At 44.0% G+C, this 14,601-nt stretch carries 11 protein-coding genes; 9 read left to right on the top strand and 2 right to left on the bottom strand.

Annotated features, from left to right (window positions below):
* Positions 1-35 precede the first annotated feature (35 nt).
* From H6G92_RS00280 to H6G92_RS00255, 6 genes are all read left to right on the top strand, one after another.
* The gene (locus tag H6G92_RS00280; protein ID WP_190889618.1) at positions 36-3,236 is read left to right on the top strand and encodes a GAF domain-containing sensor histidine kinase; all 3,201 of its coding nucleotides are present in this window, start codon (positions 36-38) and stop codon (positions 3,234-3,236) included.
* 343 nt (positions 3,237-3,579) lie between these two features.
* Positions 3,580-5,046 carry a signal recognition particle protein gene (ffh, locus tag H6G92_RS00275; RefSeq protein WP_190889617.1) on the top strand — a complete coding sequence of 489 codons (1,467 nt, stop codon included), beginning with the start codon at positions 3,580-3,582 and terminating at the stop codon, positions 5,044-5,046.
* 113 nt (positions 5,047-5,159) lie between these two features.
* The gene (gene rpsP, locus H6G92_RS00270; RefSeq protein ID WP_012409382.1) at positions 5,160-5,420 is read left to right on the top strand and encodes a 30S ribosomal protein S16; all 261 of its coding nucleotides are present in this window, start codon (positions 5,160-5,162) and stop codon (positions 5,418-5,420) included.
* Positions 5,383-5,817, top strand: coding sequence for a KH domain-containing protein (locus H6G92_RS00265; RefSeq protein ID WP_190889616.1), 435 nt, complete (start codon positions 5,383-5,385; stop codon positions 5,815-5,817). Before rpsP ends, H6G92_RS00265 begins: the two co-directional genes overlap by 38 nt.
* Positions 5,818-6,074: 257 nt before the next feature.
* The gene (locus H6G92_RS00260; protein ID WP_190889615.1) at positions 6,075-7,028 is read left to right on the top strand and encodes a PhoH family protein; all 954 of its coding nucleotides are present in this window, start codon (positions 6,075-6,077) and stop codon (positions 7,026-7,028) included.
* Positions 7,029-7,069: 41 nt separating this feature from the next.
* Positions 7,070-7,474 (top strand): ChuX/HutX family heme-like substrate-binding protein, encoded by a 405-nt coding sequence (locus tag H6G92_RS00255; protein WP_190889613.1) that lies wholly within the window; start codon positions 7,070-7,072, stop codon positions 7,472-7,474.
* Between the two features lie 5 nt (positions 7,475-7,479).
* On the opposite strand, the gene H6G92_RS00250 is transcribed toward H6G92_RS00255, so the two are convergent.
* Positions 7,480-7,818 carry a carbon dioxide-concentrating mechanism protein CcmK gene (locus tag H6G92_RS00250; RefSeq protein ID WP_190889610.1) on the bottom strand — a complete coding sequence of 113 codons (339 nt, stop codon included), beginning with the start codon at positions 7,816-7,818 and terminating at the stop codon, positions 7,480-7,482.
* Between the two features lie 300 nt (positions 7,819-8,118).
* Between H6G92_RS00250 and H6G92_RS00245 the strand changes: the two genes are divergently transcribed.
* Both H6G92_RS00245 and H6G92_RS00240 read left to right on the top strand, forming a co-directional pair.
* Complete coding sequence (locus H6G92_RS00245) at positions 8,119-8,919, top strand: DUF6816 family protein (protein WP_190889608.1); 801 nt, start codon at positions 8,119-8,121, stop codon at positions 8,917-8,919.
* A gap of 88 nt (positions 8,920-9,007) precedes the next feature.
* Positions 9,008-10,828 (top strand): ABC transporter ATP-binding protein, encoded by a 1,821-nt coding sequence (locus H6G92_RS00240; protein ID WP_190889605.1) that lies wholly within the window; start codon positions 9,008-9,010, stop codon positions 10,826-10,828.
* Positions 10,829-10,931: 103 nt separating this feature from the next.
* Here H6G92_RS00240 and H6G92_RS00235 read toward each other — a convergent pair whose 3' ends face one another.
* Positions 10,932-11,840, bottom strand: a complete 909-nt coding sequence (locus H6G92_RS00235) for a hypothetical protein (RefSeq protein WP_190890092.1) — start codon at positions 11,838-11,840, stop codon at positions 10,932-10,934.
* Between the two features lie 604 nt (positions 11,841-12,444).
* Between H6G92_RS00235 and H6G92_RS00230 the strand changes: the two genes are divergently transcribed.
* Positions 12,445-14,556 (top strand): M3 family metallopeptidase, encoded by a 2,112-nt coding sequence (locus tag H6G92_RS00230; protein ID WP_190889603.1) that lies wholly within the window; start codon positions 12,445-12,447, stop codon positions 14,554-14,556.
* Positions 14,557-14,601: the final 45 nt, after the last annotated feature.

Genomic DNA, 14,601 nt, shown 5'->3' with positions numbered 1-14,601 from the left:
TACTAAAAGGAGGTATTTCATTTTCTCTATACTTTATGACGATAAACGGTTATGAGTCGAACCTATTAGACCTGCAAGATTGCCATAAACAGCTACAGCTAACGGTTCAGTACCAAAAAATCTTGGGGAGAATTCTGGCTAAGATTCGCTCATCTGTAAACCTAGAATCTCTATGCTCGACTTCTTGTCAAGATATTTGTCGGCAATTGAAGATTGAGCGAGTTGCAATTTATCGCTTCAATCCAGATTGGAGCGGTAGTTTCATCAATCATTTTGGCTTTGCAGAACCTCCTTGGGATAGACTGACCGCCTTTGGGCAGGGCTTAGTGTGGGAAGATTCACATTTGCAAGAAACTCAGGGAGGGCGATATCGCAAAAATGAGCCATTTGCCGTGGCTGATATTTACGATGCCGGACATTCTCGGTGTCATCTTGAGGTATTAGAACAGTTTCAAATTCGGGCCTATGCGATCGCACCTATTTTCATTGGTGCAAAACTATGGGGGATGCTTGCAGCATATCAACACTCCGCTCCTAGACAATGGCATCGTAACGAAGTCGAATTCTTAGTGCAAGCTGCCAGCCATCTCGGTGTGGCAATGCAGCAGGCAGAAAACCTAGAACAAACCAAACAACGCACAGCAGAACTGCAAGATGCGATCGCGCGGCAACGCGCCTTGACGGAAGTGGTAGGGAATATTCGCTCGTCTGTGAACACCGAAATTATTTTAAATACCGCCTGTCAGGAACTTTGCAAACTTCTGAAGCTAGAGCGGGCGGCGGTTTATCGCTTCAATGAAGACTGGAGCGGTGAATTTGTGAGCCAATTCGGTATGGTAGAGGCGCAGTGGGAGCGAATCAATCCATTTGGCAGAAATCTCGTTTGGGAAGATACCCACCTCCAAGAGACAAAAGGCGGGCGCTACCGCAATAACGAAAGTTTTACCGTCAACGACATTTATCAGGTCGGTCACTCGCGTTGTCACATTGACATTCTAGAGCAATTCAAGATTCGGGCGTATATGTTAGCGCCCATCTTCATCGGGCCAAAACTGTGGGGACTGATATCGGCTTATCAACACTCTGGGCCGCGGCAATGGGCAAATTACGAAGTTGAGTTCCTTGGACAGGTGGGGGCACAATTAGGGGTTGCAATTCAGCAAGCCGAGAATTTAACTCAGTCAAAACAACACGCGATCGCCCTACAAGATGCGATCGCTCGGCAACGGGGATTAACTGAAGTTGTCGGAAAAATTCGCTCCTCCCTAGATATTGAATTAATCCTAAAAACCACTTGCCAGGAAGTGTGTAAACTGCTGCGAGTTGAGCGAGTCGGAGTTTATCGCTTTAATCCAGACTGGAGTGGTGAATTCGTCAGTCATTTCGGCATGGTTGAGGCCCAGTGGGACAGCATCAATCCCTTTGGCAAAAATCTCGTTTGGGAAGATACCCACCTCCAAGAAACCAAAGGCGGACGCTACCGCAACAACGAAAATTTTGCTGTAAATGACATCTACCAAGCCGGACACTCACGTTGTCACTTAGATATTTTGGAGCAATTCAAGATTCGCGCCTATGCGTTAACCCCAATTTTTGTAGGACGGAATCTGTGGGGATTGCTGGCTGCCTATCAACATTCTGCACCGCGCCAGTGGGATAGTGTGGAAGTGGAGTTTTTGGGACAGGTTGCCAGCCAACTTGGAGTAGCGCTGCAAAGTTCGCAAATGGTGACTCAAATTCAAACTCGCGCTGATGAACTGCACAAATCGGCTGAACAGCGCCGAATTTTATTTGATTTGGTTGTCAAAATTCGGGAATCGTTGGATTTGGAGACGATCCTTAAAACCACAGTACAGGAAGTGCGGCGATCGCTAAGTACAGATCGAGTCGGCATCTTCCGCTTTGATCCTAATGTCGGTTTTTGCAGCGGTGAATTCATTGCTGAGGATGTGTTACCCAAGTTTGATTCTGCCCTCGCCGTAAAGGTGCAAGATTATTGCTTCGGTGATCAATACGCACCGCAATATCGCCAAGGGCAAGTGCAAGTGATATCTGATGTCAACAGCGTTGGCTCCAAAGTACCTCATCTTGATGTGATTGAGCAATTTCAAGTCAAAGCACAGATTATTGTGCCGTTGATGGAAGGCGATGAACTATGGGGCTTGTTCTGCATTCACCAATGCACCCATACACGTAATTGGGAAGAGGCTGAATTGGAATTTGTCACCCAAGTGGCAGCTCAACTCAGCGTAGCGCTGCATCAAGCCAACTTGTTTCAACAATCCAGTTTGCTGGGTCAAACTCGTGAAGAAGCGAATCAACTCGCCCAGACACTAAATGAGCTGCGTAAAGCCCAGATGCAAATTATCCACGCTGAAAAAATGGCTAGTTTGGGTCAACTAGTGGCGGGAGTTGCCCATGAAATTAATAATCCCATTAATTTCATCCACGGCAACTTGGAACATGCCCACCAATACACGCAAGAATTACTTCGCTATGTGGAGCTTTTTTGGCATCATTATCCCAATGCCGTACCAGAGATCCAAGAGTTTTTCAATAAAGCTGAAATAGAGTATTTATTTGAGGACTTACCTAAATTATTCCAGTCCATGCAGGTCGGCACTGAGCGCATTTGCGAAATTGTCACCTCTTTGCGGAACTTCTCGCGCCTAGATGAAGCTGACTTCAAACCAGCAAATATTCACGAAGGCATCGACAGTACATTGATGATTTTGCAAAACCGTTTGAAGCCCTCAGCCGATAGCTTCACCATTGATGTGAGCAAAGATTACAATACATTACCTCTAATAGAATGCTATCCCGGTCAGTTGAATCAGGTATTTATGAATTTGCTGTCCAATGCCATTGATGCCCTAGAAGAACGAACCACGCAACAATCTTCCGAAGCAATCGCAAAAAACCCCAGCAAAATCCGAATTTCTACCTCCCTGCTCAATAAAGATTGGATTGTAATTCGCATAGCCGACAACGGACTTGGCATGGATGAAAAAGTCCTTTCTCGACTGTTCGATCCATTTTTTACTACCAAGGTTGTCGGTAAAGGTACAGGACTGGGATTGTCTATCAGCTATCAGATAGTTACAGAAAAACACAACGGCAAGATATACTGCCAATCTGAACTTGGCAAAGGTACAGAGTTTGTGGTTGAGTTGCCAATTCGTCAGGTCACAGCTAGAAAATCAGTATCTAAAGTTAATGTGTTAGACCAAGTATAAACAAAGAGGCAAAGTGATGATTTTTGCGAACTCACCTGAAAAATTATCACTCAGCCCTCAGTACTGCTTTGATCACGGTAGTATTACATAATGGTTTTAACTTTTCAGTGACCCAGATAACTTTCCTCATCATCTGTAGTGCTGGCATTTTTCCCTTTGAAAAAATCAAAATTTACAACCAAAGGACAATTTGCCAATTCAATAAAGGTAGGTATTTGGTTGCTACAGTCGCGGTGAAAAATACTAAGCTGGTAAATAGCACGTTTAAATTTTAGCGGAAATTCGGAATCGCATTCATCAGCGGTTCAAAATTTCCAATTGGCGAACTACCTGTAATTACATTATGTTTGATGCTTTATCTGACCGTTTAGAAGCCGCCTGGAAAAAACTGCGGGGACAGGACAAAATTTCTCAATCCAACATTCAAGATGCTTTGCGCGAAGTGCGCCGCGCCTTGTTGGAGGCAGATGTCAATCTCCAGGTAGTCAAAGATTTTATTAGCGAAGTCGAAGCCAAGGCACAGGGAGCCGAGGTGATTACCGGCGTGCGACCTGACCAACAGTTCATCAAAATTGTTCACGATGAACTGGTGCAGGTGATGGGAGAAGAAAATGTTCCCATAGCAGAAGCCCAAGAACAGCCTACTATTGTGTTGATGGCTGGGTTGCAAGGTACTGGTAAAACCACAGCTACAGCTAAGTTAGCCTTACATCTGAGAAAATTAGAGCGTAGCTGTTTGTTGGTGGCGACAGACGTATATCGCCCAGCAGCGATCGACCAGTTACTGACGTTGGGTAAGCAAATTGACGTACCAGTATTTGAACTAGGAAGCGATGCAGATCCCGTAGAAATTGCAAGGCAAGGTGTAGAACGCGCTAGGGCAGAAGGTGTAAACACAGTAATTATTGATACTGCCGGTCGTCTGCAAATTGACGAAGATATGATGGCGGAGTTAGCCCGCATCAAAGCAACTGTCCAACCCCATGAAACTTTGTTGGTGGTGGACGCGATGACCGGTCAAGAGGCAGCTAATCTTACCCGCACCTTCCATGAGCAGATAGGAATTACTGGGGCGATTCTCACCAAGTTGGATGGTGATAGCCGTGGCGGTGCAGCGCTGTCAGTGCGAAAGATTTCGGGAGCGCCGATTAAATTTGTGGGCGTGGGTGAGAAAGTCGAGGCACTGCAACCGTTTTATCCCGATCGCATGGCATCGCGGATTCTCGGTATGGGCGATGTGCTGACCCTGGTAGAAAAAGCCCAAGAAGAGTTTGATTTAGCCGATGCTGAGAAAATGCAGGAGAAAATCCTGTCAGCGAAGTTTGACTTTACTGACTTTCTCAAGCAGTTGCGGATGCTGAAGAATATGGGTTCTCTGGGAGGATTCATCAAGATGATTCCAGGGATGAACAAGCTCTCAGATGATCAGCTGAAGCAGGGAGAAACCCAGCTAAAACGCTGTGAGGCGATGATTAACTCCATGACTCGCCAAGAACGCCATGACCCCGATTTATTAGCCAGTTCTCCCAGTCGGCGACGGCGGATTGCTGCTGGCTCCGGCTATAGAGAGTCAGATGTGACTAAACTGGTGGGTGATTTCCAAAAAATGCGATCGCTCATGCAGCAAATGGGTCAAGGTGGCTTCCCTGGAATGCCGGGAATGTTTGGCGGTGGCGGTATGGGCAACGCCTTCGCAGGCGCAGGCAATCGTCCCCCAGCCCCCGGATGGCGGGGTTACGATGGTGGTGCCCCAGCCACGAAAAAGAAAAAACCTAAAGATAAAAAGAAAAAAGGCTTTGGCAATCTTTAGTTTTTGGGCATGGGGCATGGGGCATTGCTAATGACTAATAGCACCAAATGCTAGACGAGTGCTAAAATTAGCATTTCGGCATACTTACCAATTAGGAGAATGATTCTTCAACCATGATCAAACTGCGCTTGAAGCGATTCGGTAAAAAGCGGGAAGCAAGTTACCGCATTGTCGCCATTAACAACCTCGCTCGCCGCGATGGCCGTCCCCTAGAAGAGTTGGGATTTTATAACCCCAGAACCGATGAAGTGCGATTAGACGTTCCCGGTATCGTCAAGCGACTACAACAAGGCGCTCAACCCACTGACACCGTCCGTCGCATTCTAGTAAAAGCTAATGTTTTTGAACAGGTCAGTGCAACAGCCGCATCATAATTTCGGAACAAAATTCCCAACAGCTAGTCCCAACTATGTTGGGCTGGTTCGGTTTTTGGTGCAGCCGTTTTTGGAATCTCCAGAGACTTTAAGCGTCGATTGTGAAATTTCTCAGGCCCTTAACCGGGTTTGGGTTCGTATCGCTTTTGAAAGCACAGATAAAGGGAAAGTTTTTGGTCGAGGGGGACGCAATATTCAGGCGATTCGTACAGTAATTGCCGCAGCCGCAGCCGCAGCTGGACAATCAATATACCTGGATATCTACGGGAGCACCACTCCGGGCCGCGAAGGTATGTCTTTTGATGAAGAGACAGAAGAACGATCGCCACCGCCGACTAGGAGAGAACCGCGTGGAAATGATGGGCCTAAACCCATTGTTAAACCCCGTCTCCGCTAGGTTAAAAGTAGAGAGCAAGTCTGAGCGGTTGTAGTCACCTCCGCTCAGAATTTTTGTAAAGATGGAAAGTAGCAAAAGGATTTTTGGATCTTTTTTTGGACTCTTCACCGATAGGGGCGTACCGCTGTACGCCCCTACAACCGATTCTTTTGTTGCAAATATTTTTTCAAAATGTAAGTAATAAAAGCGTAATTTCGCCCTTGGCGAGAAAATATTAACCTTTGTCAAAAACAGATCCTCACCAATTAAGAAATACTATGGCAGGTGCCTTAACAATTCAGCTGCCCAATATTCCCAGTGCGATCGCTCTTGCGGGAGATGGAGAAGAAAATCTCAAAATCCTATCTCGGCAAACAGGAGCCACCTTAGTGCTACGTGGGCAGGAATTACTAATTTCTGGGACTGAAGGGCAAATTGATCTGGCTTCTAGATTAGTGCGATCGCTTGAAGACCTCTGGATTAAAGGCAATACTATTTCCAGTGCCGATATTTTAACAGCTCGTCAAGCCATAGATAGCGATCGGCAAGGAGAACTGCAAGATTTACAACGAGATGTCCTTGCTAAAAGTCGCCGGGGCGAAGAAGTCCGTGCCAAAACCTTCCGCCAGCGTCAATATATCGACGCACTCCGTAGGCGTGACCTGACTTTTGGCATTGGGCCAGCTGGTACCGGCAAGACTTATCTCGCTGTTGTTGTCGCCGTGCAAGCACTCCTTGCCAACCAGTTTGAAAAGCTAATTTTAACTCGCCCTGCGGTCGAAGCCGGTGAAAAACTCGGTTTTTTGCCAGGAGACTTACAGCAGAAAGTTAACCCCTATCTTCGCCCACTTTATGATGCTATTTATGAATTCATCGATCCAGAAAAAGTACCCAGTTTAATGGAACGCGGTGTGATTGAAGTCGCACCACTCGCCTATATGCGGGGACGTACCCTCAATAACGCCTTTGTAATTGTGGATGAAGCTCAAAATACTACACCAGCTCAGATGAAAATGGTTTTGACTCGTTTGGGCTTCCGTTCTCGGATGGTGATTACAGGCGACATGACACAAACGGATTTGCCGCTTTACCAACAATCAGGTTTAGGAGTGGCTTTACAAATTTTAAAACACGTTGAAGGCATTGCCTTTTGTGAATTTTCCCAAAAAGATGTTGTACGCCATCCTCTAGTTCAGCGCATTGTCGCTGCTTATGAACAATACGAAAAATAGCGATTAGTCATTAGTCAAAAAACTAACAAGGATAACAATTTATGAGTACTACTTTGAAAGAATTTTTAGCAGCTTGCGAGACTTTGGGAACTTTGCGTTTAATTGTGACTAGCAGCGCTGCTGTATTAGAAGCACGAGGCAAAGTAGAAAAGTTATTTTATGCAGAATTGCCCAAAGGTAGGTATGCGAATATGCACACCGAAGGCTTTGAGTTTCACTTGAATATGGACAAAATTACTCAGGTGAAATTTGAAACTGGTGAAGCGAAGAGGGGTAACTTTACAACCTATGCTATTCGGTTTTTAGATGATAAACAGGAGCCTGCTTTAAGCTTATTTTTGCAATGGGGTAAACCGGGAGAATATGAACCAGGGCAGGTGGAAGCTTGGCAGTTTCTACGAGAAAAGTATGGGGATCTTTGGCAACCTTTACCAGCAGAAATTTAATACAGCTAAACTGATAAGGGTGGAGGAAATCGGATATCTGCACTGAACTGCTCCATATTAACGCTGCGATGAATCGGTAAAACATATTCTAAATTTTCGTGGGGGCGAGGAATAATATGAGAAGAAAGCACCTCGCCACCGTTAACTGTTAGCACCGCTTTTAGTCCTGCTGTCACCGCCACATTCACCTCCCCTATAACCCCCCGAATTAACACGGTAATTCTTCCCAAATCAGTATTTTCATAACCAACAAGAGTGACACGGGCAGCTTTACACATCGCATCTCCCACTTCCACTGCTGTGGGAATGCCATAAACTTCAATCATGCCTAGTGCCAATGTCATGCTGTCACCATAATTTAGGATTGTAGGGTTAAGTAACTTTAACTACATTGATTTGTTGTGATGGTAAATTAATGAATAAACGATATTCTATAAGTGAATAGCTAGCAGGATAATACGCAATAAATTAAGTGTATCATTATCCCATAGATTTAAAATGGTGCAACTAAAGTGAACTATACAAATAAAAATAAAACTCTATGATTATCTGTTGGTAAGCGATTACTACAAACTTTTAATTTTTTACACAAACTTACTTAATTTTTTATCGATAAATAATAAACGTTAAATATAAAACTACTAATGCTTACAATGAAGGGAATTTGGAGTTTTTGCTTGCTGCTTTTATTCTTCCTGTGGGATGGTGAAGCTCTTGCAGGAGAGTTGTCTGAACGGTTAGCAAATTTTCCCCAATGGGAAAAATTAACTTCAGTGCAACCCGCTTCGGGTGATTTGATTTACCCTGAATGGATGGCTGGTTCTTGGCAAGTTACAAGTACATTGGTAGATTTAGTTGCGCCTTTAGCACCAGAAATTGTAACTCCAGGTTTTGAAGGTAATCGCCGACAATTAAATCAGCCTGTGAGTTTTGTAGTAAGATTTGTGAAAGAGCAACCACATGTTTCTGGGTTAAATATATTACCTAAGATAGATAACAAACCCTCAATTTTAGTAGCAGATAGAGCGTTTAATAGCTTGAATTTGGCAAGGGCTTATTTAGGGGATGAAGCAGTATTATTAGTCAAAGTAGATCCAGATTCACCTAATCGTCAGATTACATTTTTGCGTAGCAGTCGCCAACTAGTTTCCATTGTGACTGCACGGGGTACAGAAACTACCTCTGATAACATATTCATCACTACAGAACTATTTCAACAAATATTCAAAGGCGGTTCACGCCCCTATTTAAACTCTGTAGAATCTACCACTGCTTATCATAAACTTCCAACAGCCAATCCGGCAATTGAGGCAGATCAAGTTACTGCTGTCTATCTTTCACCACAAGATCCAGATTACTTTAAAGCTGGTTCTCGACCAGTTGCTCTCTATCGCTATCGCCTAGAATTTGTCCCCACACAAATACCTACTACTCCAAAGGAGTGATTTAAATCTATAGCTCTTGACTACTTTGTAATACAACTGTAGTATATAAATTCCAAGTTTACGATCGCGCTCTTGGACGGTGTGCATCATGGCAAAATTTCGAGATATTGTCAATTACTTTCGCTCTTACTGGAAGCTGAGTGTTTTCAGTATTACAGCATCTAGCATTTACGAAGTTATTGATTTAGTTGTACCTTACGCGATCGGGCAGATTTTAAACGTTTTGTCTGATCAACCTTTGGATAAACCACTTCAAAGTGCGATCGCAACTTTTTCTGACATCACCAATTACCCAGTTAATAAAGCTCTATCTTTAGGCGTGTTACTGGGTTTAATATTCGTTGTCACCGTAGTGAAAGCACCAACACAACCCTGGTTAACCAATTGGTTTCATTGGGATATAGCTTTCAGATCGCGTCGAGATAACAACGAAACAGCGATCGCTAAAGTTCTCACTCTCCCACTAGAATTTTATGATGAAAATAACCCTGGACGGATTGCTGGAAGAGTAGCTAGAGGTGTTGCTAACCACACTTGGGTGTATCCCGAAATCGCCGGACAGTTGATTCCTAAACTGGCTCGTGTATTGGGGATTTTTGTGTTTATCTTGTTCATTGAGTGGCGGATTGCAATTTTATATCTAATTTCCTTTGTAATTATTCTCAGCTTCAGCTTGAAGAATTTACAAAAGCTAATTGGGTATGAAAGTCGTCTGGATAAATATGGAGAAGACACCGAAAGCCGCACTTCCGAATTGATCACTAATATCAAAACGGTGAAAGCATTTGCTACAGAAGGAAGGGAACTGAAACGGCAAAAGCAACGTTTAGATCGTGAACTAACAGTACTTGATTATCGCATCCACAAAGGTTATACGATACTGGGTACTTGGCAAAGAACTGTAATTCAGTTTTGTGTGTTTACAATTCTGGGTTTGACTCTAGCAGCAACAGTAAATGGGAGAATTTCTCTCGGTCACTTTGTCATGACCTTAACTCTTTCTAGCATGGCATATGCCGAATTAGAACCTATTAGTAGCTTGGCAGAAGTTTTTGCCCGTCGTTATTCTTCCATGCTGCGGTTTCACGAATTTCTGCAAGAGCCTACGGCATCTGATTCAGCTAGTCTTTTAGAAGAGAACAACCAGACAGAATCACCTTATAAATTTACTGGAAAAGTTGAGTTGTCGCACCTGAGTTTTGGATATGATGCCAAGCGTCAAGTTTTGCAAGATATTAACTTGTTGATTGAGCCATACCAAACAGTGGCATTAGTGGGGCGTTCCGGTTCTGGTAAGTCTACTTTAGTGAAATTGCTGTTGCGATATTTTGAACCTCAAGAAGGTCAAATTCTCATTGATGGTCAAGATATTCGGACTTTGAATGTGGGTAAGTATAGACGGCGATTAGCGATCGTTCACCAAGAAGTAGACGTTTTCAACGGTACCATATTAGATAACCTGACCTACGGCAGACCGAATGCTAGTTTGGAGCAGGTTCAGGAAGCCTGTAGAATTGCCAGAGTTGATGAAGTCGTGCAGCATTTACCAAAAGGTTATTATACCGTCGTCGGGGAACGAGGTGTCAGGTTATCTGGAGGACAAAGACAACGGTTAGGAATTGCTAGGGCGTTGCTAGTGGAACCAGACGTGCTGATTTTTGACGAAGCCACCTCTAGTTTAGATTATGAATCTGAACGTTCAATTCAGTTAGCAATGCGATCGATTCAGGGCACTTGTACAACCATCGTGATTGCCCATCGTTTAAGCACAGTGCGAGAAGCCGATAAAATTGTGGTTCTGGAGCAAGGAAAGATTGTAGAAGTGGGTAGCCACGATGAACTCTTGCGTCATGAGGGCATTTACCGCCGCTTGCACTCCCTGCAAGAAACAGGAGAACTCCTGAATTAGGGGACATATATATTTTGGATTTTAGATTGGCCCTACAAATTTATCCGCTTGATTAAATCGGTCTTATTGTTAATAAGGTCGATTTTTTTCCAATAATAAAAATCTAAGATTTACTCTTATCGGCTTCATTTTGTGCCGCCTCACTGTATTTCTTATATAGTTGAGTACGAATCTTAGCTTCCTGATAACGGCTGTGGTTTTGTGGCACCGTGCCCATTAAATCTGAAGCCCGTTGCCACTTAGCGGCGATCTCTAACCACTGAGTTGAGGTTGTGGCTGTTTTACCAGATGCAGAAGCTTGGTTGGCAATTCTCACAGATATTGCAAATGGGTCATCAGATGCTTCAGAAAGGCTATTGTTAGGAGCATGGGATGGTGTTTGGGCTTTCTTCTCTTTAGTATTTTCTGTAGTTAAAGATTTAGAAGTTTCTAGTTGCATTAGGTTTTTCACTTTATTACCTAACTGGGCATAAACAACCCAACTAAGCAACAACAGTGAACATAAACCAGCCGCTGCTAATATCTTGGTTTTAGGCTTATTTTTGTGTTTTTCTTGATTAATAAGTACTAAAGGACGAGAAACTGGAGTTTTAGGAAAACTTGGTTTTCCTAGTTCAGCTTGAGCTTCTGTGAAATCTTTAATGAGTTGCTTGACAATATTAGGCTGAATTAATGTAATTTCCTGTGACCAAAGCAATTGATTTTCGCGATCGCTATCTATTTCTTTTAACCAAAGTAATTGTTGTTCCCGAACAATCCGACTGTTGATATTGACTCGGCGAATGTGACGCGGGGCGATGGAATCAAGAATTTGCTGGATTTGTTCTACGAGGGGAGATTGCTCAAGTTGCTCTACCCTAGCCGCCTCACACAGAAGTTGTAAGACACCATCAGAAAAAATGGCTCTAGTTCTGACACCAGACTTGGCTAGCTTTTCATTCAATAGCTGAATAATCGCAGCAACGCTACCTTGGTGAGCTTGCCAAACGATATCATTTATCCGGTCTACCATCTGAAATTTAGTGATAGCTCTTCCATCCTGACTGATTAACGTATTCATTAATTTAGGGACTCTTTTCTACTGACCTTGATCTTGTCTTCGATTTTACGAGTAAAAAGATGAGTTGCCAAATAAAATCATAAATATACAGCCTACTTTTTCGGTTCGGCAAGGACGCTCGATCACGCTAAGTTAATTGGACACTCTCACGCCTTGAAAGCGCGGGCTTCTTGAGATTAAACTGCGCTTTCAGGGTAACCCCCATGCTGGCGGACGAGCTACCTGTTTGACATAGTACATGATGATGTCTTTTAGCGATCGCCTTTAGTCAGGTTCAAGTAAGTAATTGCACTCTGTGATGGTGTGAAGCACCCACCATAGGCGATCGCAAATGTATACGATGACTTTCGCTGATATTTCTGGAACTGTCACGCCGCCAGATATTGTTCACAAGCCAAACAAAATAGCTGTATCAGGATAATTTTCTGAGTAATTCTTGCTTTTTTTACCTTTTTGTCAGAATGGCAAGATTATTGAGCACAGCGATCGCTACATTAGAAGATATATAAATAAAAATCATTATTGATTTTTATTCGTTCGCAGTTCATACAAAACCATGAGTGCAAGTACCATTATTTCCGACAATCCCTTACTCCAAGGCACTAGTTTACCTCCCTTTGCAGAGATTAAACCAGAACGAGTAGTACCAGCCTTTAATCAGTTGTTGGCAGAACTTGATCAGCAGCTTACCACCTTAGAGGCTAGTGTAGAGCCTACTTGGAGTGGTTTAGTAGAACCCTTAGAAAAGCTGACAGAACGGCTTACCTGGAGTTGGGGGGTGGTAAATCATTTAATGGGTGTTAAAAATAGCCCAGAACTGCGCGAAGCTCATGAAATCGTACAGCCACTAGTAGTACAATTTATCAATAAGCTCGGTCAAAGCCAACCCATCTACAATGCTTTTAAGGCACTCCGTACCAGTGATGGTTGGGCAACTTTAGAATTAGCCCAACAGCGCATTGTAGAAGCCGCCATTCGAGATGCAGAACTTTCTGGTGTTGGCTTAGAAGGGGAGTCAAGAGAACGTTTCAACGCTATACAAATGGAGTTAGCAGAACTTTCTACCAAATTCTCTAACCATGTACTTGATGCCACTAAAGCCTTTAGCTTAACCCTAACAACACAAGCGGAAATTGACGGTTTACCACCAAGCTTACTGAGTTTAGCAGCCCAAGGTGCTCGTGCAGCTGGCGAAAGCAATGCCACGCCAGAAAATGGCCCCTGGCGGATTACTTTGGACTTCCCCAGCTATGGCCCTTTCATGCAACACAGCACCCGTCGAGATTTGCGTGAAAAGCTCTACAAAGCTCATATCACCCGCGCTTCTGGTGGCGATTTGGATAACAACCCCTTAATTGAGCGCATTTTGAAGTTGCGCCAAGAACTCGCAGATATACTAGGCTTTAAAAGTTTTGCCCAATTGAGCCTCGCTAGTAAAATGGCTCCCAACGTTGAGGCAGTCAACGCCCTATTAGAAGAACTACGCCGCGCTAGTTATGATGCTGCTGTCAAAGACTTGGAAGAACTCAAAGCTTTTGCAGCAACACAGGGAGCAGCAGAAGCTGAGGATTTAAAACACTGGGATATCAGCTTTTGGGCAGAACGCCAACGAGAAGCAAAATTTGCCTTTACCGCTGAAGAATTGCGTCCCTACTTCCCCCTTCCCCAAGTCTTAGACGGCTTATTTGGACTAGTCAAGCGGCTGTTTGGCGTTACTGTCACCTCTGCCGATGGTCAAGCGCCAGTATGGCATGAAGATGTTCGTTATTTCCAAATTGTTGACGAAACTGGTTCTCCCATAGCCTACTTCTACTTAGACCCTTACAGCCGTCCAGCCGAGAAACGCGGTGGTGCTTGGATGGATGTGTGCATCAATCGGGCCAAAATCACTGAAAATGGTGTCGCTGCCATCCGCTTACCTGTAGCTTATTTAGTGTGTAATCAAAGTCCTCCCGTAGATGGTAAACCTAGTTTGATGACTTTCTATGAAGTAGAGACTTTGTTCCACGAGTTTGGTCATGGATTGCACCATCTGCTCACCAAGGTTGATTATCCCGGAGCCGCAGGCATCAATAATGTGGAATGGGATGCAGTGGAACTACCTAGTCAGTTTATGGAAAACTGGTGCTATGAGCGACCCACTTTGTTTGGAATGGCGAAGCATTACGAAACTGGTGAAGCCCTACCGGAGCATTATTATCAAAAGCTGCTAGCAGCGCGTAATTATATGAGTGGTACTGCCATGTTGCGGCAAATCCACCTGAGCAGTCTTGATTTAGAACTACACTACCGCTATCACCCTGGTAGTGATGAAACCCCGTCAGATGTGCGTCATCGCATAGCCAAGACTACTACCGTTTTACCACCGCTTCCAGAAGATTCAATTTTATGTGCTTTTGGACATATTTTTGAGGGTGGTTATGCAGCAGGTTACTACAGTTACAAATGGGCTGAAGTACTGAGCGCTGATGCTTTTGCCGCTTTTGAAGAAGCTGGGCTAGAAGATGAGGAAGCTATAAAAGCTACAGGTCGGCGTTATCGGGATACGGTGCTGGCGCTTGGTGGTGGTCAGCATCCAATGGAGGTGTTTAAAACTTTCCGGGGTCGTGAACCAAGTACGATCGCTTTGCTCAGGCACAATGGTTTAGTTAGTGCTCCTATAAATTAAACAACACTTCTTTAGGGACGTTGCAATGCAACGTCCCTACTCGCA

Origin of the sequence: Nostoc foliaceum FACHB-393, from assembly GCF_014698505.1 — a bacterium.
GTDB lineage: Bacteria > Cyanobacteriota > Cyanobacteriia > Cyanobacteriales > Nostocaceae > Nostoc > Nostoc foliaceum_A.
The sequence above is the reverse complement of the archived record's forward strand: the minus strand, read 5'-3'. Positions and strand labels throughout refer to the sequence as shown.

Coding starts and splice junctions, on each gene's coding strand:
- H6G92_RS00280 (WP_190889618.1), top strand. CDS start 36: ATGACGATAAACGGTTATGAGTCGAACCTATTAGACCTGCAAGATTGC.
- H6G92_RS00260 (WP_190889615.1), top strand. CDS start 6,075: ATGGCAGGTGCCTTAACAATTCAGCTGCCCAATATTCCCAGTGCGATC.
- H6G92_RS00265 (WP_190889616.1), top strand. CDS start 5,383: ATGTTTTTGAACAGGTCAGTGCAACAGCCGCATCATAATTTCGGAACA.
- H6G92_RS00240 (WP_190889605.1), top strand. CDS start 9,008: ATGGCAAAATTTCGAGATATTGTCAATTACTTTCGCTCTTACTGGAAG.
- H6G92_RS00250 (WP_190889610.1), bottom strand. CDS start 7,818: ATGACATTGGCACTAGGCATGATTGAAGTTTATGGCATTCCCACAGCA.
- rpsP (WP_012409382.1), top strand. CDS start 5,160: ATGATCAAACTGCGCTTGAAGCGATTCGGTAAAAAGCGGGAAGCAAGT.
- H6G92_RS00255 (WP_190889613.1), top strand. CDS start 7,070: ATGAGTACTACTTTGAAAGAATTTTTAGCAGCTTGCGAGACTTTGGGA.
- ffh (WP_190889617.1), top strand. CDS start 3,580: ATGTTTGATGCTTTATCTGACCGTTTAGAAGCCGCCTGGAAAAAACTG.
- H6G92_RS00245 (WP_190889608.1), top strand. CDS start 8,119: ATGCTTACAATGAAGGGAATTTGGAGTTTTTGCTTGCTGCTTTTATTC.
- H6G92_RS00230 (WP_190889603.1), top strand. CDS start 12,445: ATGAGTGCAAGTACCATTATTTCCGACAATCCCTTACTCCAAGGCACT.
- H6G92_RS00235 (WP_190890092.1), bottom strand. CDS start 11,840: ATGGTAGACCGGATAAATGATATCGTTTGGCAAGCTCACCAAGGTAGC.